Annotated in this window: 20 protein-coding genes; 6 read left to right on the top strand and 14 right to left on the bottom strand. The window is 61.0% G+C overall.

From position 1 onward, the window contains the following. Positions 1–77 precede the first annotated feature (77 nt). Both pyc and SJY08_RS19980 read right to left on the bottom strand, forming a co-directional pair. Complete coding sequence (gene pyc / locus SJY08_RS19985; RefSeq protein WP_377277805.1) at positions 78–3539, bottom strand: pyruvate carboxylase; 3462 nt, start codon at positions 3537–3539, stop codon at positions 78–80. A 117-nt stretch (positions 3540–3656) separates the two neighbouring features. After that, positions 3657–4394 (bottom strand): LuxR family transcriptional regulator, encoded by a 738-nt coding sequence (locus tag SJY08_RS19980; protein WP_054150325.1) that lies wholly within the window; start codon positions 4392–4394, stop codon positions 3657–3659. Positions 4395–4674: 280 nt separating this feature from the next. On the opposite strand from SJY08_RS19980, the gene SJY08_RS19975 reads away from it, so the two are divergent. Then, complete coding sequence (locus SJY08_RS19975) at positions 4675–6420, top strand: glucan ABC transporter ATP-binding protein/ permease (RefSeq protein WP_377277802.1); 1746 nt, start codon at positions 4675–4677, stop codon at positions 6418–6420. Positions 6421–6435: 15 nt separating this feature from the next. On the opposite strand, the gene SJY08_RS19970 is transcribed toward SJY08_RS19975, so the two are convergent. The 10 genes from SJY08_RS19970 to SJY08_RS19925 all read right to left on the bottom strand — a co-directional run bounded on the left by SJY08_RS19970 (position 6436) and on the right by SJY08_RS19925 (position 18774). Continuing rightward, on the bottom strand, positions 6436–7974 hold the full coding sequence (locus SJY08_RS19970) for a cryptochrome/photolyase family protein (RefSeq protein WP_377277800.1): 1539 nt from the start codon (positions 7972–7974) through the stop codon (positions 6436–6438). Further along, on the bottom strand, positions 7968–8684 hold the full coding sequence (locus SJY08_RS19965) for an SDR family oxidoreductase (RefSeq protein ID WP_377277798.1): 717 nt from the start codon (positions 8682–8684) through the stop codon (positions 7968–7970). Before SJY08_RS19965 ends, SJY08_RS19970 begins: the two co-directional genes overlap by 7 nt. 69 nt (positions 8685–8753) lie before the next feature. Beyond that, positions 8754–9560: an alkaline phosphatase family protein gene (locus SJY08_RS19960; RefSeq protein ID WP_377277796.1), complete on the bottom strand. Its 807-nt coding sequence runs from the start codon at positions 9558–9560 to the stop codon at positions 8754–8756. 42 nt (positions 9561–9602) lie between these two features. Beyond that, the gene (locus tag SJY08_RS19955; RefSeq protein ID WP_377277794.1) at positions 9603–10460 is read right to left on the bottom strand and encodes an SDR family oxidoreductase; all 858 of its coding nucleotides are present in this window, start codon (positions 10458–10460) and stop codon (positions 9603–9605) included. Between the two features lie 118 nt (positions 10461–10578). Then, positions 10579–12510, bottom strand: a complete 1932-nt coding sequence (locus tag SJY08_RS19950) for a beta-galactosidase (protein ID WP_377277792.1) — start codon at positions 12508–12510, stop codon at positions 10579–10581. After that, positions 12510–13601 (bottom strand): ABC transporter ATP-binding protein, encoded by a 1092-nt coding sequence (locus SJY08_RS19945; RefSeq protein ID WP_054150319.1) that lies wholly within the window; start codon positions 13599–13601, stop codon positions 12510–12512. Before SJY08_RS19945 ends, SJY08_RS19950 begins: the two co-directional genes overlap by 1 nt. Next, entirely contained in the window at positions 13594–15699 is a 2106-nt protein-coding gene (locus SJY08_RS19940) for an alpha-galactosidase (protein WP_377277790.1), read from the bottom strand. Before SJY08_RS19940 ends, SJY08_RS19945 begins: the two co-directional genes overlap by 8 nt. Then, positions 15696–16547, bottom strand: coding sequence for a carbohydrate ABC transporter permease (locus SJY08_RS19935; protein WP_054150317.1), 852 nt, complete (start codon positions 16545–16547; stop codon positions 15696–15698). The genes SJY08_RS19940 and SJY08_RS19935 overlap by 4 nt, the downstream gene beginning before the upstream one ends. Next, positions 16547–17455 carry a carbohydrate ABC transporter permease gene (locus tag SJY08_RS19930; RefSeq protein WP_054150316.1) on the bottom strand — a complete coding sequence of 303 codons (909 nt, stop codon included), beginning with the start codon at positions 17453–17455 and terminating at the stop codon, positions 16547–16549. Before SJY08_RS19930 ends, SJY08_RS19935 begins: the two co-directional genes overlap by 1 nt. Positions 17456–17541: 86 nt before the next feature. Beyond that, complete coding sequence (locus tag SJY08_RS19925; protein WP_377277787.1) at positions 17542–18774, bottom strand: ABC transporter substrate-binding protein; 1233 nt, start codon at positions 18772–18774, stop codon at positions 17542–17544. A 150-nt stretch (positions 18775–18924) separates the two neighbouring features. Between SJY08_RS19925 and SJY08_RS19920 the strand changes: the two genes are divergently transcribed. Beyond that, positions 18925–19848, top strand: a complete 924-nt coding sequence (locus tag SJY08_RS19920) for a helix-turn-helix domain-containing protein (RefSeq protein WP_054150314.1) — start codon at positions 18925–18927, stop codon at positions 19846–19848. Positions 19849–19860: 12 nt separating this feature from the next. Here SJY08_RS19920 and SJY08_RS19915 read toward each other — a convergent pair whose 3' ends face one another. Next, a complete protein-coding gene (locus SJY08_RS19915; RefSeq protein ID WP_377277784.1) occupies positions 19861–20949 on the bottom strand; it encodes a mannitol dehydrogenase family protein in 1089 nt (362 codons plus the stop codon). A 3-nt stretch (positions 20950–20952) separates the two neighbouring features. Continuing rightward, positions 20953–21840: a GntR family transcriptional regulator gene (locus SJY08_RS19910; protein ID WP_153763238.1), complete on the bottom strand. Its 888-nt coding sequence runs from the start codon at positions 21838–21840 to the stop codon at positions 20953–20955. Positions 21841–22090: 250 nt separating this feature from the next. On the opposite strand from SJY08_RS19910, the gene SJY08_RS19905 reads away from it, so the two are divergent. From SJY08_RS19905 to SJY08_RS19890, 4 genes are all read left to right on the top strand, one after another. Continuing rightward, positions 22091–23596 carry a UxaA family hydrolase gene (locus tag SJY08_RS19905; RefSeq protein WP_069042829.1) on the top strand — a complete coding sequence of 502 codons (1506 nt, stop codon included), beginning with the start codon at positions 22091–22093 and terminating at the stop codon, positions 23594–23596. A gap of 28 nt (positions 23597–23624) precedes the next feature. After that, positions 23625–24644: an aldo/keto reductase gene (locus SJY08_RS19900; RefSeq protein WP_377277782.1), complete on the top strand. Its 1020-nt coding sequence runs from the start codon at positions 23625–23627 to the stop codon at positions 24642–24644. Positions 24645–24654: 10 nt separating this feature from the next. Beyond that, positions 24655–25101 (top strand): RbsD/FucU family protein, encoded by a 447-nt coding sequence (locus tag SJY08_RS19895; protein WP_069042828.1) that lies wholly within the window; start codon positions 24655–24657, stop codon positions 25099–25101. 191 nt (positions 25102–25292) lie between these two features. Then, positions 25293–26279: an ABC transporter substrate-binding protein gene (locus SJY08_RS19890; protein ID WP_054150308.1), complete on the top strand. Its 987-nt coding sequence runs from the start codon at positions 25293–25295 to the stop codon at positions 26277–26279. The last annotated feature ends 25 nt before the right edge of the window (positions 26280–26304 follow it).

The raw sequence follows: 26304 nt of genomic DNA, 5'->3' as shown, positions 1-26304 counted from the left end.
GCAGCCAATGCAGCAAACGAAAGAGGCCCCGCCAGCGCTGGCGGGGCCTCTTTGCTGTTTCGCAATGGTGCCGGCCGTCAGGCCGAGTACACGATCAGCAAATCCTTGGCGTCGATCTGGTCACCAATCCGCACCAGCACTTCCGCAATCGTCCCGTCGCGGTCGGCATGCAGCGCCGTTTCCATCTTCATCGCTTCGATCGAAAGCAAGACGTCGCCAGACTTGACCGTCTGGCCGGCAGAGACGGAAACCTGCGAAATGACGCCCGGCATCGGCGCACCGAGCTGCGCGGCATTACCGGTTTCCGCCTTGCGGCGGACGGCGCTGCCTGAAGCTCCATGGGCCCGATCCGGCACCTTGATACGGCGTGGCTGCCCGTTCAGTTCGAAGAACACGGTCACCATACCCTTGTCGTCGGTATGGCCAAGCGCCTGATTGACGATGACAAGCGTCTTGCCCTTTTCGAGGTCGAGGAACAGTTCCTCGCCGGCAGGCAGGCCATAGAAATACTGCGGCGTCGGAATGACCGAGACCGGACCATACATGTCGGCCGCAAGCGCGTAATCGGTGAAGACCTTCGGATACATAAGATACGAGGCAAATTCGAAGTCGCTGACCTCACGACCAAGCTTCTCCTCGATCACCTTGCGCTCGGCGTCCAGATCAGCCGGCGGCAGAAGCGAGCCCGGCACGGCCGTATAGGGCTCCTCGCCCTTCAGCACCTTCTTCTGCAGCGCTTCCGGCCAACCGCCTGGAGGCTGACCGAGATCGCCCTTCAGCATCGAGACAACCGAATCAGGGAAAGCGATGTCCTTGGCGGGGTTTTCGACCTCGGCCACAGAAAGATCCTGGCTCACCATCATCAGCGCCATGTCACCGACGACCTTGGACGACGGCGTTACCTTGACGATGTCGCCGAACATCTGGTTGGCGTCGGCATAGGCCTGGGCGACTTCATGCCAGCGGGTCTCAAGACCGAGCGAACGGGCCTGTTCCTTGAGGTTGGTGAACTGGCCACCCGGCATTTCGTGCAGATAGACTTCCGAAGCCGGCCCCTTGAGGTCGCTCTCGAAGGCCGCATACTGCGTGCGCACGGCTTCCCAGTAGAAGGACAGACGACGGATCCAGTGCGGATCGAGACCTGGATCGCGTTCGGAGCCGCGCAGGGCCTCGACGATCGAGCCAAGGCACGGCTGCGAGGTATTGCCCGAGAAGGCGTCCATGGCGGCATCGACCGCATCGACGCCGGCCTCAACAGCGGCGAGCACAGTCGCAGCCGCAATGCCGGAGGTGTCATGGGTGTGGAAATGGATCGGCAGACCCGTCTCTTCACGCAGGGCCTTGAACAGCACCTTGGCGGCGGCAGGCTTCAACAGGCCCGCCATGTCCTTGACCGCGATGATATGCGCCCCGGCCTTTTCCAGCTCCGCGGCAAGCGCGGTATAGTACTTGAGGTCATACTTCGGACGGGCCGAGTTGAGGAGATCGCCGGTGTAGCAGATCACCGCCTCGCAGAGCTTGTTCTCTTCGATGACGGCATCCATCGACACCCGCATGTTGTCGACCCAGTTCAGGCAGTCGAAGACGCGGAAGAGGTCGATCCCACCCTGGGCCGCCTGGCGGACGAAATACTTCACCACGTTGTCGGGATAGTTCTTGTAGCCGACGCCGTTCGCGCCGCGCAGCAGCATCTGCAGGAGCAGGTTCGGCGCGCCTTCACGCACGAGAGCGAGACGCTCCCACGGATCTTCGGTCAGGAAGCGCATCGAGACGTCGAAGGTCGCGCCACCCCAGCACTCGAGCGAGAACAGGTTCGGCAGCGCCCGCGCATAGGTATCCGCGATCCTCGCGATATCATGTGTGCGGACACGCGTCGCCAGCAGCGACTGGTGGCCGTCACGCATGGTCGTGTCGGTCATCAGGATGCGCTTTTCGTTGCGCATCCAGTCGCCGAATTTCTTCGGTCCGAGCTCGTCGAGCAACTGCTTTGTGCCCGGCTTGATATCGGCGTCGATATAGGGAACGACCGGCTCGGCGGCATCGGCCGGCGGCTTGGGACGACCCTTTACTTCCGGATGGCCGTTGACAGTCACATCAGCGAGATAGGTGAGAAGCTTCGTCGCACGGTCCTGGCGCTTGACCTGCTGGAAGAGCTCCGGCGTCGTGTCGATGAAGCGGGTCGTATAGGAGTTATCACGGAAGCTCGGGTGACCGATGATCGCTTCGAGGAAGGTCAAGTTGGTGGCAACACCACGGATGCGGAACTCGCGCAGCGCGCGGTCCATGCGGCTGATCGCTTCCTGCGGCGTGCTGCCCGACGCCGTTACCTTGACCAGCAGCGGATCATAGTAGCGGGTGATGATCGCACCCGAATAGGCAGTACCACCATCGAGACGAATGCCGAAACCGGCAGCCGAACGATAGGCGGTGATGCGGCCATAGTCGGGAATGAAGTTCTGTTCCGGATCCTCGGTGGTGATGCGGCACTGCAGCGCGTGGCCGTTCAGGCGGATGTCAGCCTGCTTGGGCACGCCCAATTCAGGCGTCCCGATCGCGTGGCCATCGAGGATGTGGATCTGTGCCTTGACGATATCGATGCCGGTCACGACTTCTGTGACGGTGTGCTCGACCTGGATGCGCGGGTTGACCTCGATGAAGTAGAATTTTCCGGTATCGGCATCCATCAGATACTCGACGGTGCCGGCGCCGATATAATTGGTCGCCTTGGCGATACGCAGCGAGTAGTCGGCCAGCTCCTGGCGCTGCGCTTCGTTGAGATAGGGCGCTGGCGCTCGCTCGACGACCTTCTGGTTGCGGCGCTGGATCGAGCAGTCACGTTCGAAGAGATGCACGACATTGCCATGCGTGTCGCCGAGCACCTGGCTCTCGACGTGGCGCGCACGCTCGACGAGCTTCTCGAGATAGACCTCGTCCTTGCCGAACGCGGCCATGGCCTCGCGCTTGCCTTCCGTTACCTCACGCAGCAGGTCCTTCGGATCGCGAATGGCGCGCATGCCACGACCGCCACCGCCCCAGGAGGCCTTGAGCATGACGGGATAACCGATCTCCGCGGCAAGCCGATGGATCTCGGCCTCGTCGTCCGGCAACGGATTGGTGGCGGGTACGACCGGCACGCCGACGCTGATGGCGAGATTGCGGGCGGCAACCTTGTTGCCGAGCTGGCGCATCGTATCGCTTTTCGGGCCGATGAAAATCAGACCGGCATCGTTGCAGGCGTCCACGAACTCGGGACTTTCCGACAGGAGGCCGTAGCCCGGGTGAATGGCATCGGCGCCCGACAGCTTGGCAACGCGGATGATCTCATCGATCGACAGATAGCTTTCGATCGGGCCAAGATCCCTCTCCAGATGCGGACCGCGGCCAACCTGGTAACTTTCATCCGCCTTGAAGCGGTGCAGCGCGAGTTTGTCTTCCTCGGCCCAGATGGCGACCGTTTTCAGACCGAGCTCGTTGGCGGCGCGAAAGACGCGGATCGCGATTTCCGAACGGTTGGCGACAAGGATCTTGGATATTGGCAATTCGATCTCCCCAAAACGATATGCCAGGGCATTGTGCACCTGCGAAGAAAAGTCATAGCGCGTTGTTTTAGGAAGTTCAATTTGCCTTGGCCGACCTCGAGAAGATTCCGTCCCTTCTCAGGTCACCAGGCCGAGACGGAACGACAAAGCCACGACATGCTGGCGATTTTTCGCATTCAGTTTGTCCTGAATACCGTTCATGTACCAGTCGACCGTATGGTTGGAGATCTTCAGGATCTTGCTGATCTCGTTGGACGTCAACCCATCTGCCAGATAGTTCAACACTTCCATTTCGCGGCGCGTCATCCGCGTATCAATCGGCTTGGCAGCCTCTGTCTCGTTCGCATGCTTGAACTCGAGCAGACGCCAGTAGGCCTTCTTCGCCACCGCATCGAAAAGCGCGATCTCAGTTGGCGAAAGATCGACCGGACGTCCCCCGACCGTCATATTGCCCAACAGACCTGTTCGCCCATGAACGGGGAAGATGTAGCCATCTGCCAGGCCGAAACGCAGGCTGTCTCCAAGCATGCGCTCCATCCGCTTGCGATGCGGATCGGCACGGAAAGCGTGCAGCGCGTCGCGCCAGCGGAACCCGGCATGGGCCTGTCCGAGATAGCGGATCGTCGGATCGATCAGAACGTATTTCTTAGCGATATAGAGCTGCGGCCAACCCTCGGGCCAGTGGCCGGTCAGGACGAGGTTCATCGGGTTCTCGTCCGGCTTCGGCTGGCGAACAACCCCGTAATACTCGAAGCCATAGCCTCGAACCAGTTTCTCCAGCTCCGAAACAACCTCGGCTGCCGATCGGCATTCATCGACGATGACAAGGAAATGCAGCAATTGGTTGATATTCACAAAGTCTCTCCAAAATGCGCTACTAAAATTACCATTAAAAAGCCACGAGCGACGGCTTTTTCGGCCACGCGAAGCAATTTGAACGTTTACCGTCAAAATGGGTTATTGGAAACCTATGGCGGCGTGCGGAATTCTAGCTTCGCCCGACCACGAAGCGCTGTCTGGCATGGGTGGGATCTTGCGGCGGCATGGCTGTCGCATTAGGCATCCTTTCTGGCTGGCGGACTGCGCGAGCGGAAAATTCGGCGAGTTTCGCGACATCAGGCAAAGGTGAACCCAGTTGTCCCTGCTACAAGTTTATTTCCAGGCCCTGAAATACCTTGCAAGTTACAAGTTACGAGTTTCACTCGTCGTCGCTGCGAACGTCGTTCTCGCTGTCATTACGATCCTCGAGCCCATTCTTTTCGGTCGCATCATTGATGCGATCTCGGAAAAGCGGGACGCCACGGGAATCCTGATCGCCTGGGGCTGCTTCGGCGTATTCAACACGGTCGCCTATGTGCTTGTCGCGCGCCAGGCCGATCGACTGGCCCATGGCCGCCGCGCGGATCTGCTGACCGAATCATTCGGCAAGATCATTTCCATGCCGCTCAGCTGGCACCACACGCGCGGCACCTCGAATGCCCTGCATACGCTGTTGCGCGCGGGTGAGACGCTGTTCGGGCTATGGCTGGAATTCATGCGAACCCACCTGGCGACAGCCGTTGCATTGGCCTTGTTGATCCCGACCGCCTTTTCGATGGACGTGCGGCTCACATCGGTCCTGATCATCCTCGCTGTCCTCTATGTCATCATCGGCAAGACAGTGATGAACAGGACCAAGGAAGGCCAGGCCTCGGTGGAGAGCCACTATCACACGGTCTTTTCCCATGTGAGCGACTCGATCAGCAACGTCTCGGTCCTGCACAGCTACAACCGCATCGAGGCGGAGACGCGCGCGCTGAAAGAATACACGACCAAGCTGCTCTCCGCTCAGTATCCGGTCCTCGACTGGTGGGCGCTGGCAGGCGCCCTGAACCGCATCGCTTCGACACTCTCCATGCTCGTCATCCTCGTAATCGGCACACTGCTGGTTCAGCGAGGCGAATTGACGGTCGGCGACATCATCGCCTTCACAGGCTTTGCCACCCTCTTGATCTCCCGTCTCGATCAGATGATCGCCTTCGTGAACCAGATCTTCGAAGCGCGATCTAAACTCGAAGACTTTTACAAGCTTGAGGACGCCGTGCAGGAACGCGAGGAGCGCGCAGGTTCGGCCGACCTCGAGCCGGTTCACGGCGATGTGGAGTTCCGCAACGTTTCCTTCGATTTCGCCTCCACCACCCAGGGCGTGCGCGATATTTCCTTCCATGCCCGCGCAGGCCAGACGGTTGCCATCGTCGGTCCAACGGGCGCCGGCAAGACCACGCTCATAAACCTCCTGCAGCGCGTCTATGATCCCCAGTCGGGTCAGATCCTGATCGACGGCCAGGACATCGCCAAGGTGACCAGGAAGTCGCTGCGCCACTCGATCGCGACTGTTTTCCAGGATGCAGGCCTGCTGAACCGTTCGATCAAGGAGAATATCCGCCTTGGTCGCGAGGACGCGACCGAGGAGGAAATCATCCAGGCGGCCGAAGCAGCCGCCGCTACAGACTTCATTGAAAGCCGCATGATCGGCTACGACACGCATGTCGGCGAGCGCGGCAACCGCCTGTCCGGCGGCGAACGCCAGCGCATTGCCATCGCTCGTGCGATCCTCAAGAACGCGCCGATCCTCGTGCTCGACGAAGCCACCAGCGCGCTTGACGTCGAAACGGAAGCCCGCGTCAAACAGGCAATCGACCGGCTCAGAAAGAACCGCACCACCTTCATCATCGCCCACCGCCTCTCGACCATTCGCGAAGCCGACCTTGTCGTCTTCCTCGACCATGGCCAGGTGATCGAGATGGGCAATTACGACCAGCTGAGCGCGCTCGGTGGCCGCTTCACCTCACTCCTGCGCACCAGTGGCCTTCTGAAGGAAGAGCCAAGCCCGGCAATCTGAGGCTCTCGAAGCCGTTCAGAGGCTATCGAGTCTGTCCAGCACCTCAGTGGCGTGCTTGCGGATGGCGTCCTGCTTGAAGGGATCCATGCGCCGCCAGGTCGCATACATGTTGGAAAGCCGCGGATTGCGCGCGAGCTTCTCTGTGTTGCGGTCGAGGAAATCCCAGTAAAGCGCATTGAACGGACAGGCCTTCGATCCCGTCGTCAGCTTTGGATCGTAGCGACAGCCGCCGCAGAAATTGCTCATCCGGTCGATGTATTTGCCGCTCGCCGCATAGGGCTTGCTCGCCATGATCCCGCCATCGCCATAAAGCGCCATGCCGAGTGTGTTCGGCAGTTCAACCCACTCATAGGCATCGGAATAGACGGCAAGATACCAGTCGCAGACTTGCACCGGATCGATCCCGGCCAGCATGGCAAAGTTGCCAGTCACCATCAGCCGCTGGATATGATGCGAATAGGCGTGTTCGATCGTGTCGCCGACCGCACCCCGCATGCAGGCCATGTCGGTCTTCGCCGTCCAGTACATCTGCGGCAGGGGACGCGACGCAACAAGATGATTGAGGCCGGCATAGTCGGGCATCTCGGTCCAGTAGATACCGCGCACATATTCGCGCCAACCGAGGATCTGCCGGATAAAGCCCTCGACGGCATTGAGCGGCGCCCGCCCCTCGAACCACGCCGCTTCCGCTCGCCGGATGACGTCAATCGGCATGAGAAGGCCGGCATTGACGTAGGATGAGATCAGCGAGTGGTAGAGATAAGGCTCGCCCTTCACCATCGCGTCCTGATAGTCGCCGAAAGTGGGCAGGATCTCGTCGATGAACTGCTGAAGCTCCATCTCCGCCTGGGCAGCAGTCAATGCAAAATGAAAGCTGGCGAGCGAGCCCATGTGGCCGGTGAAGCGCTCTTCGACCAAGTCCAGAACGGACTTCGTGATCGTATCCTTTCGGTGGCTGATCCGCTTTGGTCCCTTCAACCCCTCCGCCGGTGGCTTGCGGTTCTCGGCATCGAAATTCCACTTGCCGCCGACAGGCTCCTCGCCCTCCAGCAGCACCCGGTGACGCCTGCGCATGTCGCGATAGAAATACTCCATGCGCAGCTGCTTGCGGCCTTTGCGCCATTCCCGAAAATTCTCGATCGAACAAAGGAAGCGGTCATCCTGACGGATCTCGACCGGCACGCCGAGGGCGGCTTCCCATCCGCGCATCTCGTCCGCCAGACGCCACTCCCCGCATTCCGTCACGACGACGGAGGCTGCGCCGGTGTCGGCAAGAGTGCGGGCAAGTTCGCCTTTCAGGCTCTGCGTGTTCTGAGGATCGTCCAGAGTGACATAACGGACGGCGAGACCCTTTTCTCTCAACTCCTCGGCAAAGTGCCGCATGGCGGAAAACAGAAAGGCAATCTTCTTCTTGTGATGCTTCACATAAGTCGCCTCGCTCATGACTTCCGCCATCAACACGAGCGAGGTTTCAGGATCGGCATCGGCAAGCGCTGACAGCGAGTGACTGAGCTGATCGCCGAGAACGAGATGGATGCGCGATGCTTTCACCATTCGATCGGCTGGCCGTCATAGGCGAAGAAGCCACCGGTCTGTGCCGGCTCCAGCCCATCAAGGACCGAGAGCATCATGGCGACACTGTCTGCCGGCAGGATCTTGTCATGCGTCTTGGAGAAACCGCCGGAAAAGCCGGTATCGACGGAACCCGGATGCAGCGCCACCACAACGCTCTTCGGTCGAAGACGAGCGATTTCAATCGCCGAGGTCCGGGTGATCTGGTTCAGCGCCGATTTTGCGGAGCGGTAGGAGATCCAGCCGCCAAGCTTGTTGTCGCCGATCGAGCCGACCCGTGCCGAAAGCGTCGCAAAAACGCTCTTGCCTTCATTGGAGAGAAGCGGCGCGAAGTGTTTGAGCGCCAGGGCCGGGCCGATCGCGTTGAGCGCGAATTGCGCAGCCATGACGTCACCCTGGATCGCCTTGATCGTCTTCTCCGGACCATTGCCGTTGATCACGAGCGCACCCGTTGCGCAGAGAATCAGGTCGAACTTGAAGCCCGCTTCCGAAAGCCGCGCGGCCGCAGCGCCGACGGCCGCATCATCCGTGATGTCGAACCCGTCAACGCTGCGCGACAGTTCGATCACACTGCCACAATTCGGATCGGCCTTGATCGCAGCGGCAAAGGCGCCACCGATACCGCCACTTGCCCCAAGCACGAGCGCGCGGTAGCCGGGATTGAGGGACGTCATTCCGGAAAAGTCGGTCATCTGAAAACTCCTGCAGGTCTGTGCTACCCAATACGGCAGGCAGCCAGACCGGATCAGGCACAGATTGTCTCAGGGGCGTTCGATGGCGCCGTCGAAAGACGGCATCGCGCCAGGATCGATGTCCATAAGCCGGCAGACAAGGCCGGCAATCTCGGTCTGCTTTATCGGGGCATCGGGACCAATCCGGAATCCGACCGTGTAGAAGGGCACTTCGGTCTCCTCTGGGGTCGGACCTGCATGATTGCCGTCGTCACCCATGCCGTGATCGGCGGTGACGATCACCGAGTAACCGGCCTCAACCCAATCAGGCAGATGCCGTGCAAGCAAATCCCCCTGCAGGCGCGCTGCATTTCGGTACCCGACGCTGTCACCCCCATGCTTGTGGCCGGCATCGTCGACATTCATCGGATGGAGCAGGAGAAAGTCCGGTGCCTTGGCGCGGATCAGCCATTCGGCATCGGCGAAGAGATGGCTGTCTGGATAAGCGTCGTCCCAGTAGAACAGGCCGTGTGTAATATCTCCAGTGCCATCGACCAGAATGCGATCGCGATACCGGTCGAACGGGCAGGAGACATAGAGCTCCGACACCCAGTGATAGGCCGCCGCAGCCGTCACTCCACCCTGTGCGCGAACTCGCGCGAAGAGATTATCCCCTATCGAGCGGCGCACGACGCCATTGCTGACGACACCGTGGTCCACGGGCTTCCGCCCAGTCATCAGCGTCTCATAGAGGGGACGTGACATGGCCGGCAGCTCGCAGGTCAGCTTGCGCACATCGGCGCGGCCCACAGCCACGAGACCTTCCATGTAGCCGAGACAGGTACGGGCCGCATCGTAACGCAGCCCGTCGAGAACGATCAGGATCACTTTGTTCATGGCGCGCAACTTGCCACGCCGCGCGCCAAAGGCAAGGCCGACTTAGATTATAGGCTTCCCACCTGTGACAGCGATCGTCGCGCCGGACACGTAACTCGACAGCGGGTCTGCCAGCATCACATAGGCCGTTTGCAATTCCGCCGGTTGCCCAGGCCGCTTCATCGGCACCTGTTTGCCGAAGTTCTTGAACTTCTCTTCCGGCATGGTCGAGGGGATGAGCGGCGTCCAGATCGGGCCGGGTGCCACGGCATTGGCCCGGATGTTCTTTTCCGCCAGCATCTGCGCAAGACCGGCCGTAAAATTCTGGATCGCGCCCTTAGTGGTCGCATAGGCGAGAAGGTGCGGGCTGGGGCTATCCGAGTTGATCGACGCCGTGTTGATGATCGAACCGCCATTTTTCATATGCGGCACGGCCGCCTTGGTCAGGTAGAACATCGCATGGATGTTGACCCGAAAGGTGAGTTCCCACTCCTCGTCCGGGATCTCCGTGATGTCATCGAAGCTGGCCTGATGGGCGGCATTGTTGACAAGAATATCGACGCCGCCGAGTTCACGAACCGCTGTGTCGACAATCTCTCTGCAATGATCAGCGTTTTGGATATCCCCTCGGACCAGCACGGCCTTGCGCCCCGCCTTTTCCACCCAACGGGCGGTATCCTGTGCGTCCTCGTCCTCCTCGATATAGGAGATCAGCACATCGGCGCCTTCGCGCGCATAGGCGATTGCCACCGCCCGACCGATGCCGCTGTCGCCGCCGGTGATGATCGCCTTCAGCCCTTCGAGCTTGCCCGACCCCTTGTAGCTTTCCTCGCCGTGGTCCGGCCTCGGGTCCATATCCGAGGTACGGCCCGGCATAGGGACTTTCTTTTGCGAAAATGGGGGTGTCGGATAATCAGCCATCGTCTGTCTCCTCGTATAGGTTCGAGGGTTCAAACCGGCGATCCGTAGATGGGTTCCGGAGAATGGCCTTGTCGAAAACGAAGGGCCGACATGATGCCGGCCCTTTAGAACTCTGAGATCAAGACCGCCAGGCGGCGACCGCCTGCGGTTTCAGCACGCGCTCGCCGAGCACCGGCTCGGCACCTGCAGGCAGCGTCCAGTCTTCCGTTCCGTAGTTAAAGGCAAAGACCAGATCACCACGGCGACGGATACGGATGAAGTCCGGCACGCGCAGCGTCGCAACACCGGCCTTCTTGCTTGCCAGTTCCAGCACCTCGGCCAGCAGGCCGGCATCAGCCCAGCAGGCGAGATAGAGCACATTGCCCTTCTCGGTGAGAGCCGGATCGCCATTGTCGAAGGTCGCCAGCACCGAGGTCGAGGTCTCCACATATTCGCGCCAACGGATCGCATGACCCGTAACCGCACCGGAAACGCCATCCGAGAGCCCCGGCCGCATGGAGGAAACCTGAGTGACGCGATTGCCCGTCAGGCTCCCGAGCGGACCCGGCGGCAGGTTTTCCGGAATGCGGAAATTGCGGTCGCGCGAACCCGTGCGGGCGCCGATCACGACGACACCCCCAGCCTTTTCGAGCTCGGCCCGTGCCGCTTCGGTCACTTCCGTCATGCAGGGCACCACGACCAGCGGATAGCCCTCAAGCGAGGCACCCGGACGGACGAAATCGACGTTGAGACCGAGATGGCGAAGGGCCTCATACCAGCGGAAGCAGAGTTCCTCGTAGCGGAAATCCTTGCCCTGCGGCTGGATCATCGTCGACCAGTAGCTCTGATAGTCGAAGACGAGCGCGACGGGTGCCTGGCTGGTCTCGGGAAGCGCGCCGAGGGCGGCCAGCTCCTCCGAGACCTGCATGGCTTCGCGGCCGCCCGGCGACCATTCGTCGAGGCCAGGCAGGTTCAGGCCCGCATGCATCTGTTCCTGCGCAAACGGTGCCTGGCGCCAACGGAAATAGCTGACGACATCAGCGCCATGCGCGAGCGCCTCCCAGGTCCACAGACGCACCATGCCGGGCTTCGGCACGGGGTTCCACGGCGCCCAGTTCACCGGCCCCGGCTGCTGCTCCATCACCCAGAAGCGCCCTTTGCCGACGGCGCGGTAGAGATCGTGGTGATAGGGCGCGATATCGGGATGCGAGGTTTCGGCCCAGCGATTGCGCTCTTCTTCGGTAAAGGGGAACTTCTCGACGAAGCCGATCGGATAACTGTCCCAGGAGGCAAGATCGAGATTGTCGCCGACCTTGAAGTGGTCGAAATCGGAAACGAAACCCATGAAGTTATGCGTGATCCAGCGATCCGGCGAATGCTTGCGGATGATCTCGCACTGCATCTTGTCGTAAGCCGCGACCTGGTCCGAATGGAAGCGCCAGAAATCGAGACGCGTCGCCGGGTTCGGCTCGGTCACCGTCAGGTTCGGCAGGGCGACGTCGTCGAAACTGGTCAGCTCCATCGACCAGAAGACCGAACCCCAGGCTTCGTTGAGCTGATCGGTCGACTGGTAGCGCAGGCGCAGCCAGCGCTTGAAGCTCTTCAGATCTTCAGGACCCCAGGAAACCGTCGTATCGTGACAGCCATATTCGTTATCGGTCTGCCAGCCGACGATGCCGGGATGGGTCCCGTAGCGCTTGGCGACGATCTCGACGATCCGGGCGCTTTCCTTCCACCAGGTCTCCGACGAGAAGGTGTAATGGCGACGCGACCCGAAACCGCGCGGGCGGCCCTGTTCGTCATAGGGGATGATGTCAGGGCATTCGTCCACAAGCCACTTGGGCGGGGTCGCGGTCGGCGTGCCGAGAACGACCTTGAGGCCCGCTTCATGCAGCACATCGATCGCCCGGTCGAGCCATTCGAAGGTGAAATTGCCGCGCGAGGGCTCAAGACGAGACCAGGCGAATTCACCGATACGCACGAAGGAAATGCCGAGTTCGCGCATCCGGCGCGCGTCGGTTCGCCACCGGCTTTCGTCCCAGTGTTCCGGATAGTAGCAGACGCCCAGCATTATCGTGTCAGATCCCCATTGATGACGGCCTTGCCGTCCTTGTCGAACAGATGGCAGGCCTTGGCATTGATGCCGAGGCGCAGCGTCTGGCCGGGCTTCTCGCTGGCCAGGCCGTCGGCCTTCACTGAAAGCTCCGAACCATCGGCGAGTGTGACGAAGAACAGCGTCTCCGAACCCAGATATTCGGCGAGCTTAACGGTCGCTTCGATCACGACATCGCCCTTGCCGGTCGCGTCGATATGCTCGGGACGCAGGCCGAAGGTCAGCTCTCCGGCCGGAACGCTCGCACCATGCGTCGGGATCGAGATGTCGGCGCCAGGCAGACGCACCACGGCAGCACCATCGGCGGTCGAAGCCTGAACCTTGAGGAAATTCATCTTCGGCGAGCCGATGAAGCCGGCAACGAAGAGATTGTTCGGGCGATGGTAAAGCTCGAGCGGCGAACCAACCTGCTCGATCTGGCCGGCCGAGAGCACGACGATCTTGTCGGCCATGGTCATGGCCTCGACCTGGTCATGCGTCACGTAGATCATCGTCGCCTTGAGGTCCTGATGCAGCTTGGAAAGCTCCGTGCGCATCTGGACGCGCAGCGCCGCATCGAGGTTCGACAGCGGTTCGTCGAACAGGAAGACTTCCGGATTGCGGACGATGGCGCGGCCGATCGCCACGCGCTGGCGCTGACCGCCCGAAAGCTGGCCAGGCTTGCGCTGCAAAAGCGGCTCGAGCTGCAGCATCTTCGCGGCAACGGCGGTGCGTTCCGCGATTTCGGTCTTCGGATGTCCTGTCATCTTCAGGCCGAAACCAATGTTTTCCTCGACCGTCATGTGCGGGTAAAGCGCATAGGACTGGAAAACCATGGCAACACCGCGCTCGGACGGGCCGATGCTGGTCATGTCCTGGCCAGCGATCGACAGAGCACCTGCGGTAATGTCTTCCAGGCCCGCAATCATGCGCAGAAGCGTGGACTTGCCGCAGCCGGAGGGGCCGACGAAGACGCAGAACTCACCGTCCTTGACGTCGAGATCCACACCCTTGATGACGCTGAGCGCGCCGAACTGTTTCTTGACGCCACGCAGGCTTACATCAGCCATGGGTCTTGCCTCCCTTGATCGGTTCGAGTTCGAGGAGAAGCGCGCTTTCGGGCGTCAGCATCGGCAGCGGCAGGCCGGCAAGTCCGGCACTGGAAAGCGCGAAGGTGACGGCACCGGAAAGCAGCGCTTTCTGGCCCTCGGAGATACGGATGAATTGCGGTTCTGCCGGCAGCACGGTCTTGATCCGCCACTGGCCACCGAACTGGGTGACCTCATCGGGCAGACGCAGAGGTGCTGGCTGTTCGCCCACCATCTGCGGACCCTGGGCAACGATGAGCACGATCTTCTCGGCGGAAGCGGCACCCCAGACATAGCGACCGTCGAGCGGCTCCATGCGGAAGCTGGCGCCCGGTGCATGGAAGAGATCGCGCAGCCGCTTGTAGGTCTCGATATAGACCTTGAGTTCGTCGCGCTCCTCATCGGTGAGTTCGAGCGGGTTGAGCTCCACCCCGAGATGATAGGCGATGGCCACGAGCGCCCGGAAGGCAAGCGTGTGGCGACGACCTGTCTGATGGTTCGGCGAGGCCGAGATATGGCTGCCGAGAATTTCCGGCGGCACGAAGACCGAAGCGCCGCGCTGGATTTCCAGCCGTTCCAGCGCATCCGTGCAATCGGACGTCCAGACGCGATGGGTGCGCTTCAAGGCGCCGTAATCGATACGTCCGCCACCGGAAGCGCAGCTTTCGATTTCGACATTGGGATGAGCGGCACGGATGCGGTCCATCAGCGCATAGACGGCACGCGTCTGGGCGGCAGTCTTCGCCTTGCCGTCGCGACCGGCCGCATGCGTCAGATCTCGGTTCATGTCCCACTTGATGTAGGAGACGGCATGGTTGGACAGCACCGCGTCGATCTTGCCGAAGAGATAGTCGGAGACTTCGGGACGCGTCAGATCCAGCACCAGCTGGGTGCGCGATTCGAGGACCGGACGGCCCTCGATCGTCAGCGCCCAGTCGGGATGCGCCTTGTAGAGCTCCGAAACCGGGTTCACCATCTCAGGCTCGAACCAGATGCCGAACTGCATGCCGAGCCCGGTGACATGATCGACCAGCGGCTTCAGGCCATCGGGATATTTGCGCGCATCTATATCCCAGTCGCCGAGGCTCGTGGTGTCGTTGTCGCGCTTGCCGAACCAGCCGTCGTCGAGCACGAATCGCTCGATGCCAAGTTCGGCTGCCGCGGTCGCTTGCGCCTTCAGGCTGTCCATCCGGTGGTCGAAGTAGTTGCCTTCCCAGGTGTTCAGCGTCACCGGGCGCGGAGTCATCTTACCGCCTGGCCAGGTGGTAAGTTCTTCGCGCACGAAGGCATGGAAGTCTTCCGTGTCGGCGCCTGCATAGGCAATCGGGCTTTCATAGCTCTCGCCCGGTCCGAGGATGATTTCGCCCGACTCGAACAGCTCACCGAGATGCACGAGGCGCCGTCCGTCATCAGTCCGGTCGATCACCATCTGGTGGTTGCCACTGAAACCGAGTGTCACGCCGAAGATTTGGGCCTCGCTTTCGATGAACAGCATCGGGAAGCGATCATGCGAGGTGCGACCGCGACGGTTTTCCTGGATCCAGGCGCCATTACCGAGAAGCTCCCGCCGCGTCTGGAACTCGCGCCCCCAGATGCCGGTGAAGCTCATCACCTGCACATCACCCGCAGGCGCCAGGAAGGTGCCGGCCATGCAGCGGTCGAGCTGATAGTCCGTCTCGCCGCGATTGGTCAGCTTCGTCGCCATCGAAATGAGGCCGGAAGGATGGGCTGTCAGGGTGATCGACAGTGCGAGCTTCGCTACAGAGTCGATGCCTGCGAGGATGGTGTGATGCCCGTCGCGGAAGAATTCCCACTGGCCGAATTGGGCCACGAAATCACGCCCGCCGCGGTGACCTGCAATCGCCGGCCAGCCGAAGAAGCCCATGCCGCCCGTCGGCAGGAGCACGTTCGAGGGCACCGCCACATCCATGCCATTGACCCGGCTGGAGCGCTCGATGTCGAACAAGGGATCGGCTTCGACAGGTTCCGAGCCGAAGGACAGGATCTCCGGCATGCCAAGCGCCGGCAGGCGGAGGCTCAGCGCCAGCTGGCCTGAATCGATGATGACGATTTCACTCATCCCTTGGTCGCTCCGAGTGTGAGGCCGGCGATGAAGTGGCGCTGCATGAGGAAGAACATGGCGACCGGCGGCAGCGCTGCCACGATCGAACCGGCAGAGACGAGATGCCAGGCGGCAACCCACTGGCCGTTCAGCGAATAGAGACCTGCTGTCACCGGCATGGCATGCTGGCCCTGCACGAGCACGGTTGCCCAGAAGTAGTCGTTCCAGACGAAGGTGAAGATCAGAACGGACAAGGCAGCGATCGCCGGACGCATCAGTGGCAGCACGATGTAGCGGAAAATCCGCCATTCGGAGACACCCTCGACCCGCGCCGATTCGATCAGCGCAAAGGGCAAGCCCTTGATGAAATTGCGCATGAACAGCGTGCAGAAGCCGGTCTGGAAGGCGACATGGAAGAGCACGAGACCCATGGTCGTGTCGTAGAGACCGGCCCTGAGCGTCATGTCGCGGACCGGAACCATCAGGATCTGGAACGGGATGAAGTTGCCGGCGACGAACATGAAGAACAGGACGAGATTGCCCTTGAACTTATAGACCGCCAGCGCAAAGCCGGTGAGGCAGGAGAGCGCCACCGCGCCGATCACCGTCGGGATCGTCACCTTGAACGAATTCAGGATGTAGTAGCCGATCGGCGAGTTGTTGAAGACGGCCGAATAGTTCTCGAAACCGGCAAAGCCGGAAGGAATGCCAAAGTAGTTGCCGGCAGCCAAGTCGCCGGCCGGACGAACCGAGGTGATCGCAACGCCGATCAAGGGCAACAGCCAGAGGACGAGCGCCACCGGCAGCAGGATCTTATAGGCCGTCTGCGCGAAGGGCGAGGCCTTCTGGATCGGAGTGGGGAACATCAGGCGTTCCTTTCCTGGGCGAGCATGCGGACGATGAAGAGCGAGATGAAGACCATCATGATAAGGAACAGCACGACCGCGATCGAAGCCCCGTAACCCATGCGGAAGCCGTATTCGGACAGAGCCTGCTCATACATGAAGTAGGACAGCACCTGGCTCGATCCGTAGGGACCGCCAGCGGTCATGATGGAGACGAGGTCGAAGGAGCGCAGCGAGCCGATGACGGTCACAACCATGGCGATGAAGGTTGCCGGTGCGAGTTGCGGCAGGATGACGTACCACAGCAGTTTCAGGCCCTTGGCGCCATCCATGCGGGCAGCTTCGACCTGCTCTGGATTGATGTTGTTGAGACCCGTCAGGTAGAGGATCATGCAGTAGGCCGTCTGCGGCCAGAGACCGGCGACGATGATACCATAGGTCACGAAGCGCTCGTCGGCGAGCACGGCGAATTGTTCGCCGGTGACCATTTCCAAGAGCTTGGAGAACAGACCGAAGTCGGGCGCGTAGAACCAGGTGAACATCAGGCCGACAACCACCTGGCTGATCACGAAGGGGAAGAAGAAGAGCGACTTGTAGAGCCGAATGCCGGTGACCGTCTGGTTGAGGAACAGCGCGACCGCCAGACCCGCCGGGATCGCAAGAAGATAGAGAACCAGCCAGATGAGATTGTTTTCGAGCGAGACGTAGAAGGAATCATCATCGAGCAATTCGACGTAATTGCCCACGCCGATCCATGTCATTGCGCCCAGGCCGTCCCAGTCGTGGAAGCTGATCCAGATCGACTGAAAGATCGGGACCAGAACATAGATCACGAACATCAGCATGCCGGGCGCGAGGAAAAGAAGCGGCGCGAGCGTCTGCTGATTGCGCTTCCAGAAACCGGAAGCCGGGGAAACGGTGTTGCTCATGGCGGCACCTCTGAGGAATGGGAACGGCAACCGGATGCCATGGGCCCAGGGAGACCCACAGCACCCGGCGCAGGGAGCTCTATGGCTTACTTGTAGACGCGGGCGCGAACCTTTTCGAGGCGCTCCAGTATGGCGTCCAGACGCTCAGGCTTGACCATGAATTCCTGGAAGCCTTCCATGCCGGCCTTTGCCATTTCGGCATCGGCGTCACGATCGTAGAACTGCGCCAGCGCATAGGCGTTGGACAGCATCTCGAAACCGGCCTGCAGGAACGGATCAGCCGGCTTTTCCGACTGGTTGTTCACCGGCAGCTGGCCAAGCGTGGCATTCATCTTCGACTGCGCAGCCGGCGAAGCAACGAAGGCGAGGAACTTCTTCGCATCTTCCTTGTTCTTCGCACCCGACGGGATGTGGAAGGTGTCGGTCGGCGCCTCTTCCGACATCGGAATTCCAGCCGTAATTTCCGGGAACTGCATGAAGCCGATCTGGTCTTCGGTCAGACCACCGTCCTTCATCGTGGCAACGGCGAAGTTGCCCATCAGATACATTGCAGCCTTGCCCTGGACCATCTGCGGGATTGCATCCTGCCAGTCGATCGCGGCATGGTTTTCATTGAAGTAGCCGGCCTTGACCAGTTCGCCCCACTTTTCGAACACGGCCTTCACACGCGGGTCGGTGTAGGGAACCTTGCCCGAGGTCAGCTCCATGTGGAATTCGTAGCCATTGACGCGCAGGTTCAGATAGTCGAACCAGCCGCCCGTCGGCCAGAGTGCCTTGGTGCCGATGGTGATCGGGGTGATGCCGGCCGACTTCAGCTTTTCGCTGGCCGCCAGGAACTCGGCCCAGGTCTTCGGCGGCTCGATACCCTGCTCGGCGAAGATATCCTTACGGTAATAGATACCCCACTGGTAATAGGTATAGGGAACGCCCCACTTCTTGCCGTCGATGGTCATCGAAGGTGCAGCGGACTTCAGCTGGTCGTTGAGGCCATTGGCTTCCCATACGTCGGTCACGTCTTCGAAGAGACCCGCCTTGACGAAGGGCTCCATGCGGTTGCCGGCGAACCAGGAAACGACGTCAGGCGCGTCGGCGGTCAGGAAGTTGCGGATCGCGGACTTGTAGCCCTCGTGGTCGAAATTGTTCCACTTGACCGTGATGTCGGGATTGGCCGCCTGGAAATCCGCGATCAGATCCTCGATCGCCTTTTTCGGCGCCGGGTCGGAATGGTTCGAGTTGAGGGTGATTTCACCGGCAAACGCGGTGGACGACAGCAGGACTGCACCCAGAGCGATCGCGCTCAGGCTTTTGAAAAAGGTCATGTTTTCCTCCCTATGACCGTTATGCTTGGCATTTCCGGAGCTCTAGCCCCGGATCCCACCGGAGCGGATTTCTCAGCTCTGCTTGATCATCCGATTCAAACCCGTAATAATCTACCGAGTTTTCACCGAACTTTTCCGGGATCCTAAGATTTGGAACATGTGAAGCCGCTTCTGGAGGACGAGTCCGTCCCGGTCCATCCGGATCATGACCCGCGACACCCGCTCGTCATCTTCGGCGATCACCGGTTTTGTGCTGGCGAAAATCTGACGGTCCAGCGGATGGCAGGCCCGCACATGCACAGCCAGATCGAGCTCAACTTCGTTCTATCGGGCCACATGACCTACTGGTTCGATGGCCGTGAATTGACGGTGGACGAGGGTCGCCTTTGCCTCTTCTGGGGCATGATCCCGCATCAAGTGATCGACAGACAGGAAGGCACACGCTTCGTCTGCCTTTACGTGCCGATGTCCGTCTTCCTCGGCCTCGCCAATCTGAGCCGTTTCCGCGATGCCGTGTTTCGCGGCGCGATGATTGAAGCGCTCGAGATCCGTTCCTGGGACCGTGATATCTTTCAGCGCTGGCGCGAGGAACTTCTGGCCGGCGACGAGAACCTGACCGAAATCGTGCGAAACGAATTGACGGCACGCGTTCTCAGGATCGAGCGCGACGGCTGGCGGGATCTGCGCGAAGAAGGCTCGGCGATTGCCAGCTTCAGCGCCAATGACAGCGAGCGCGTCGAACACATCGAGCGCATGCTGCGCTTCATCGCCGAACATGCGCTCGAAAACATCTCCGCAGATGACGTGGGCAATGCGGTGGGCCTTCACCCGAACTACGCAATGTCGATCTTCAAGCGCGCCGTGGGCCACACGATCAACCAGGCGATCGTGCGCCACCGCCTCGACACCGCACAGTCCCTGCTGATCTCGACCGACCTCTCGATCACCGACGTCGCCTTCGAAAGCGGCTTCGGATCGGTCTCTCGCTTCTACGAGGCCTTCAGCCAGCGTTTTGTCGAAAAGCCGACCGCCTTCCGTCGTCGCATGCGCTCGAAAGGGGCGCCGCCGACCTGAGCAGCCATCCCGTTATCGAGCGGCAATCGCCGAAAGCTTCGGCATGGCGACGTCAGGGCACCAGTCCTTGAAACCGATGATGCGGCGGACGATCTTTTCTGCGTGGTTGCCAGCGATATCGCACAATCTGTGGTCCAGATAGGGATTGAGAAAACGCTCGAGCGTGGTCGCGACATAGGCATCGGCCTCGTCGCCAAGACCATGCCGGCGAAAACCAGGGACAACCTCTTCCCGGTAGATCAACTCGAGTTCCGACCGGATCGCGGCGTCGGCAAGCATATCTTTCACGCATTCCCCGCCGGGGCGACCGTCCTTCAGCCAGCGATCGGCCAACACAGTATGGCCAAGGTTGAGGATATGCAGCTTCAGCCGCTCATAAGGCGTCAGGTCGTCAACGAGCCTGATGCAGGGATGCTCGCAGGGCAGCGTCAGCCCTGCCTGGCGTTCGATCGCCCAGATCGCATACGGCTCCGCGATCGCCCCCGCCGGCTCGATCGGTTCGGACACGATGCGATCGACCAGCGTGTTGCCCCAGATGACCCGCTCCGAAAGCCAGGACACGAAGGTCGCGTCGGGAACATGGCGGCTCGCAAGATCGACGATCAGGTCCCGCAGCACCTCGCCATTTCGCGAGATCAACTCGCAGGGCAATATCGTCAACGGCATCGCGCCGCCGCGAAAGCGCGCGTGAAGGAGCGCCAGTAGCTTCATCGGAAAGGAGCGCGGAACCCCGTCGACACTGTCCCCCTCGACGAGGGCGTACCCCTTGTCTCCGGTATTGCTCAGCACGACCCTCGCCTCCTCCATGAACACACGCCTCACCTCGGCCCAGTCACTGGACGTCGAGAGCGACCGCGTCACGGATCGTACCCTGAGCTCTCGCTCGACAGGCTGCCCCTCCTCCAGCCCCCGGATGATCACCGGAAAGCCATCCGGCGCAGACAGCGCCCCGATCCGTCCGGCTCGGGTGGGATCACCCGACGTCTGCACCACGGTGATCGGCCCAAGCGCCTTATCCGCCTCCATGGCTTCGCTGACGAAGAGATCGGCATGCGCCTGGAGAAATCGGCTCGTGCCGAATTGCAGGATGGGCGTCGTCATGGCTCAGGCAGGCTCCTGGATGGATTGCAGCAATGTTTCGCGCGCCGATTTCAGGTGCTGCCGGCAGGCCTTCTGGATCGCCGCCGGATCGCGGGAAAAGAGCGCGCTGATGTAGTCGAGATGCTCTTCCAGCGCTCGCTGGTTGCGCGCCCGCGCATTCGTCTTGTTCCACTGGTAGTGGTAGTGGAAGACGATCGCGATGATGTCGTAGAAATCGATGATGAAGCGGTTGCTCGAGGCCTTCTGGACGAGCAGGTGGAAACGCTCGTCCAGCTCCGAAAACTCCATGTAGCGGTTGTCGATATCGGCCAACAACGCATGATGCTGTGCCTCGACGGCCTTCAACTCCGCCCAGGCCGGATGATCCGCCGCCAGATGGACGAAAGCAGCCGCAGAGCGCAGTTCGAACATCTCGCGGACTTCGGTGAGTTCGAGCGCAAACTCACGGGTAAAGCCCTTTAGCACCCAATGGCTGTTCGGTCGTTTCTCGATCAGCCCGAACCGGCTGAAGCGGATTAGAAATTCCCGCACGCTGGTCGTTCCAATGCCGATCTCGCGGGCCAGTTCCAGCTCGTTGATCTGCATGCCCGGCTGTGCGCCCCCTGCCAGGATCCGGCGCATGAAGCTTCGCTCGATGATCTCCGAGAGCGAGTTGGTTTCCTCGTCGGGGAAATAGTCGTTCTCGACCGGCCGCCGCAACACCGTCTTCGACCGCTTGTCCCAGGCCACCAGCCCGACCTCGCCGAGACGCGTCAGAACGGCCCGCACTGTGGTCCGGCTGACGCTTAACAGACCGCCGAGCTCCGGCTCCGAGGGCAACGTATCCGTTTCCTCGATCAGCTTCAGCGTGCGGTTGTAAGCATCCTTGAAGACGGTGTTCTGCTTGGCCATGGATCTGCCTGGTTGATGTTATCTGGCGCTTCGGTCTTTTGCCTCTTGGCGCAAGATGCGAACCCGCGCAATGAAAACCACCGATTGCGGCGGCCTTCCTCTCCTTCGACAAGGGTTTGTGTTCCTCCCGCTCCGAGCTGGAGCAAATTGTTCTTTATCGATATCATACCCATTGACGAGAAACTGTCTATTGCCGATAAAAGACAAAACACAGGATCCGGTATCGCCGGACGCATGGGAGAAACATCGGGTGTCGAAACCAGCCTGTATCCTGCTGTCGCAGGACGACAATGTTGCCGTGACCACTGTTGCAATCGACGCCGGGCATGTCCTGCCGGGCGGCGCGCCGGCAGCGGCGAAAATTGATCCTGGCCACAAGGTGGCGGTCCGTGCCATCCACAAAGGCGAGCCTGTCGTCAAATATGCCCAGGCGATCGGCCGCGCGACCACGGACATTGCAGCCGGCGACCACGTCCATTCCCACAATCTCGCCTTCGATGAAGATCGCCTCTCGGTCAGCGGCCTCGCCCAGCCCGAAACGGCGACGGCTGCCGACAAGGGCCGCACCTTCATGGGCTATCGCCGCGCCGACGGACGCGCTGCCACCCGCAACTATATCGGCATCATCGCCAGCGTGAACTGTTCCACCACCGTCTGTCGGGCGATCGCGGATGCCGCGAACCGCACTATCCTGCCGCATTACGAGGGCATCGACGGCTTCGTGCCGATCGTCCATGATCAGGGCTGCGGCATGAGCTCGACCGGCGACGGCATGCGCACGCTGCACAGAACAATAGCCGGCTACACGAGGCATGTGAATTTCGGCGGCGTGCTGATGGTTGGTCTCGGCTGCGAGGTGAACCAGCTCACCCTCTATGGCCAGAGCGGCGCCGGCGCCTCCAAGCGTCACTTCAACATCCAGGACGCTGGCGGCTCGCGCCGCGCGGTCGAGAACGCCCTTTCGATTCTGAAAGAGATCGCAGCTGAAGTCGGCATAATGCGCCGCGAACCGATCTCCGTCAGCGAGATCATCGTCGGCCTGCAATGCGGCGGCTCGGATGGCCTTTCCGGCATTACCGCAAATCCGGCACTCGGCGTCGCTGTCGACATTCTGGCCGGCGCCGGCGGCACGGCGATCCTCTCCGAAACCTCGGAGATTTATGGCGCCGAACACCTGCTGCGCAGCCGCGCCGTGAACGAAGAGGTCGCAGTCAAGCTCGACGGGCTGATCTCCTGGTGGGAGGCTTATGTCGCCCAGCACGGCGCCTCCCTCGACAACAATCCCTCGCCCGGCAACAAGAAGGGCGGCCTCACCACCATTCTCGAAAAGTCGCTCGGTGCGGTCGCCAAGGGCGGACGCTCGCCGCTGACCGCCGTTTACAATTACGCGGAACGCGTCACCGAGCACGGCCTCGTTTTCATGGACACGCCCGGCTACGATCCTGTCTCGGCGACCGGCCAGGTGGCAGGCGGCGCCAACGTCATTGCCTTCACGACGGGCCGCGGCTCCTGCTTCGGCTCACGGCCCGTGCCCTCCATCAAGCTGACGAGCAACACCGCACTCTACAAGTCGATGGAAGAGGACATGGATATCGACTGCGGGGTGATTGCCACGGGAGACGCCAGCGTCTCGGGTCTGGGTCGCGACATCTTCGACCTGATCATCGAGACCGCCTCGGGCCAGAAGACCAAGAGCGAGCTCTTCGGCTACGGCGACAACGAATTCGTGCCGTGGCACCTCGGTGCCACGCTCTGACCTCGACAACTGGGATCCGGATATCAGCATGAAGACGAGACGCATCGGCAAGACCGCCCTCGAAGTGACCGAATACTCCTTCGGCACGGCCCCGCTTGGTGGCCTCTACCGCCCCTGCCCGCGTGATGTCGGCATCGCCACGCTGCAGGCGGCCTGGGATCACGGCATCCGCTATTTCGATACGGCGCCGCATTACGGCTTTGGCCAGGCCGAGCGTTATGTCGGCGACTTCCTGCGCGACAAGCCGGAAGACAGCTATGTGCTCTCGACCAAGGTTGGACGTCTGCTAGCACCAGTACCAAAGGATCAGATCCCGAATGTCGGCTTCGTCGATCCGCTCCCCTTCAAGCTGGTCTACGACTACAGCTATGACGGCATCATGCGTTCGGTCGATTTCAGCTATGCCCGCCTCGGCCTCAACCGCATCGACATTCTCTATGTCCACGATATCGGCGTTTACACACATGGCCGCGAGGCCAACGATCGCTATGTGAAGCAGCTCCGTGATGGCGGTTACAAGGCGCTCGACGAACTCAAATCCTCTGGCGCCATCAAGGCCTTCGGTCTCGGCGTCAACGAGGTACCCGCCTGCCTGGAGATGATGGCGGACATCGATATCGACGTCATCCTGATGGCCGGGCGCTATTCGCTGCTCGATCGCTCCGCCGTCGAGGAACTGCTGCCGCTCTGCGAAAAGCGTGGCACCTCGATCACCGCCGGCGGCGTGTTCAATTCGGGCATTCTGGCGACAGGCGCCGTTCCGGGCGCGCATTTCGACTACACCCCCGCGACGGATGGGGTACTTGGCAAGGTGCGCGCGATGGAAGACCTGGCGAAACAGGCCGGCAAGCCGCTCGCCCAGTTTGCAATGCAGTTCCCGCTGCACCATCCGGCCGTTGCCTCTGTCATCATCGGCACGGCAAAGCCGGAAAGCCTTCATCGCAACATGGCGCTGACATCAGAGGAACTGCCGGCTTCCGCCTTTGCTCCCTTTGAAGCGCATACGCTGGTCGCACCGCCGCTCGGCGACGCGCCGGTGCGGGAATAGGGAGCGCACTATGCTGAAGGGCATCCATCCTCTGCTGGGACCTGACCTGCTGCACGCCATTGCGACTATGGGTCATGGCGACGAGATCGTCATCGCCGATGGCAATTTCCCGGCCTCGACCATGGGTCCACCGGTGATCCGGGCAGACGGCGTCGGTGCCGTCGAGATCCTCGAAGCGATCCTCGCCCATATGCCGCTCGATCAGTTCGTGGACGATTCGGCCTGGCGCATGCAGGTCGTCGGCGATCCGCATGCGGTTCCGGAAATCTGCGCCGAATTCCAGTCGGTGATCACGAGACTGGCCGGCGACGTCCAGCTGGAAAGCCTTGAGCGCTTCGCCTTCTATCAGCGCGCACAGACAGCAGCGTACATCGTCGCGACGACGGAATTGCGGATCTACGGCAACGTCATCCTGAAGAAGGGTGTCGTATATCCGGAAGAGGTTCATCGGGTCTGAGGAGACCCCGGAAGCCCTGGATTTCAAGGCAAAATCGAGTTTGGAGGAGCTCATTTTTGCCCGCTTGCATTCTCCAGAATGCTGGAGTAGCGTGCTCGATAAAATGTTTTTTATCGATAAAAGATCGATCTGGTTGCGTTCTGCGGATCGATCTCACCGGAGGAACAGGACGCGTTGAGAGGAGAACCCAAATGACCATTCTGAAGAGCATGACTCGCCGCGCCCTGATGGGTATTGCAGGCGCTGCAATGATGACCTCAATGATGCCGGCCGCTTCCTTTGCACAGGACGTGACCATTCCGATCATCGTCAAGGACACCACGTCCTTCTACTGGCAGATCGTGCTCGCCGGCGCCCGTCAGGCCGGCAAGGACCTCGGCGTCAACGTGCCTGAACTCGGCGCTCAGTCGGAATCCGACATCAACGGTCAGATTAGCATCCTGGAAAACGCGGTCGCTGGAAGCCCGGCCGCAGTCGTCATCTCGCCGACCGAGTTCAAGGCCCTCGGCAAGCCGATCGATGAAGCCGCCAAGGCGGTTCCGATCATCGGCATCGACTCTGGTGCGGATTCCCAGGCCTTCACATCGTTCTTGACCACCGACAACGTCCAGGGTGGCCGCATTGCAGCTGACGGCCTGGCAGCCGCCATCAAGGCCGCGACCGGCAAGGAAGAAGGCGAAGTCGCCATCATCACCAGCCTGCCGGGCGTCGGTTCGCTCGACCAGCGCCGTGAAGGCTTCCTCGACCAGATGAAGACCAAGTATCCGGGCATCACCGTGGTGGTTGACCGGTTTGCTGATGGTCAGGCCACGACCGGCCTCAACATGATGACCGACCTGATCACCGCCAACCCGAACATCGTTGGCGTCTTCGCCTCGAACCTGATCATGGCGCAGGGCGTCGGCCAGGCGATCGCCGAAAACAAGCTCGGCGACAAGATCAAGGTCATCGGCTTCGACTCGGATGAAAAGACCGTCGGCTTCCTGAAAGAAGGCGTGCTCGCCGGCCTCGTCGTCCAGGATCCCTATCGCATGGGCTATGACGGCGTGAAGACGGCACTCGCCGTCTCCAAGGGCGAGAAGGTCGAAACCTTCGTCGATACCGGTGCCAACCTCGTCACCCAGGCCAATATGGCCGACCCGAAGATCGACGCCCTTCTGAACCCGAAGGTCAACTGATCGAGACTTCGGCACGCGCGGCGCT

The organism is Rhizobium sp. R86522, from assembly GCF_042466255.1.
Taxonomy (GTDB): Bacteria; Pseudomonadota; Alphaproteobacteria; order Rhizobiales; family Rhizobiaceae; genus Allorhizobium.
Note: the sequence above shows the minus strand (reverse complement) of the source record. Positions and strands in the feature narration are given on the sequence as shown.

Bases quoted from the DNA above. Each gene is read 5' to 3' on its own strand.
- SJY08_RS19950 (WP_377277792.1), bottom strand. From the start codon at position 12,510: ATGCTGGGCGTCTGCTACTATCCGGAACACTGGGACGAAAGCCGGTGG.
- SJY08_RS19890 (WP_054150308.1), top strand. From the start codon at position 25,293: ATGACCATTCTGAAGAGCATGACTCGCCGCGCCCTGATGGGTATTGCA.
- SJY08_RS19965 (WP_377277798.1), bottom strand. From the start codon at position 8,684: ATGACCGACTTTTCCGGAATGACGTCCCTCAATCCCGGCTACCGCGCG.
- SJY08_RS19940 (WP_377277790.1), bottom strand. From the start codon at position 15,699: ATGAGTGAAATCGTCATCATCGATTCAGGCCAGCTGGCGCTGAGCCTC.
- SJY08_RS19935 (WP_054150317.1), bottom strand. From the start codon at position 16,547: ATGTTCCCCACTCCGATCCAGAAGGCCTCGCCCTTCGCGCAGACGGCC.
- SJY08_RS19900 (WP_377277782.1), top strand. From the start codon at position 23,625: ATGAAGACGAGACGCATCGGCAAGACCGCCCTCGAAGTGACCGAATAC.
- SJY08_RS19960 (WP_377277796.1), bottom strand. From the start codon at position 9,560: ATGAACAAAGTGATCCTGATCGTTCTCGACGGGCTGCGTTACGATGCG.
- SJY08_RS19925 (WP_377277787.1), bottom strand. From the start codon at position 18,774: ATGACCTTTTTCAAAAGCCTGAGCGCGATCGCTCTGGGTGCAGTCCTG.
- SJY08_RS19955 (WP_377277794.1), bottom strand. From the start codon at position 10,460: ATGGCTGATTATCCGACACCCCCATTTTCGCAAAAGAAAGTCCCTATG.
- SJY08_RS19945 (WP_054150319.1), bottom strand. From the start codon at position 13,601: ATGGCTGATGTAAGCCTGCGTGGCGTCAAGAAACAGTTCGGCGCGCTC.
- SJY08_RS19930 (WP_054150316.1), bottom strand. From the start codon at position 17,455: ATGAGCAACACCGTTTCCCCGGCTTCCGGTTTCTGGAAGCGCAATCAG.
- SJY08_RS19910 (WP_153763238.1), bottom strand. From the start codon at position 21,840: ATGGCCAAGCAGAACACCGTCTTCAAGGATGCTTACAACCGCACGCTG.
- SJY08_RS19970 (WP_377277800.1), bottom strand. From the start codon at position 7,974: ATGGTGAAAGCATCGCGCATCCATCTCGTTCTCGGCGATCAGCTCAGT.
- SJY08_RS19915 (WP_377277784.1), bottom strand. From the start codon at position 20,949: ATGACGACGCCCATCCTGCAATTCGGCACGAGCCGATTTCTCCAGGCG.
- SJY08_RS19895 (WP_069042828.1), top strand. From the start codon at position 24,655: ATGCTGAAGGGCATCCATCCTCTGCTGGGACCTGACCTGCTGCACGCC.